This window comes from Cellulomonas sp. GbtcB1 (genome assembly GCF_019091725.1).
Taxonomy (GTDB): Bacteria; Actinomycetota; Actinomycetes; order Actinomycetales; family Cellulomonadaceae; genus Cellulomonas.
The window spans coordinates 1-229 of record NZ_JAGXJG010000738.1; the positions used below are offsets into that span (position 1 = coordinate 1).

Genomic DNA, 229 nt, shown 5'->3' on the forward strand with positions numbered 1-229 from the left:
TTTCCACTTCACTTGGAACATGCATTTCAAGAACTTCGGCATGATGGTCAATCTCCTTATATTCTGCAAGCAAAAATGCTTCTTCTTTTCGCCTTGCTTCCTTTTCGAATGCTTTGTTTTTCCGAATGCCCTTTGTTCGTTGTGCATTACTCATCGGTATTTTTTCAGTTTTTGATTTCTTCTTAGCACCTTTGACAACATATTCTATTTCAGCATCCAAATTTACTTT

At 36.2% G+C, this 229-nt stretch carries 1 protein-coding gene; it reads right to left on the reverse strand.

Annotated features, from left to right (window positions below):
- The coding region (locus KVT14_RS22020) for a hypothetical protein (RefSeq protein ID WP_217617453.1) at positions 1-229 on the reverse strand (229 nt) is incomplete at both ends.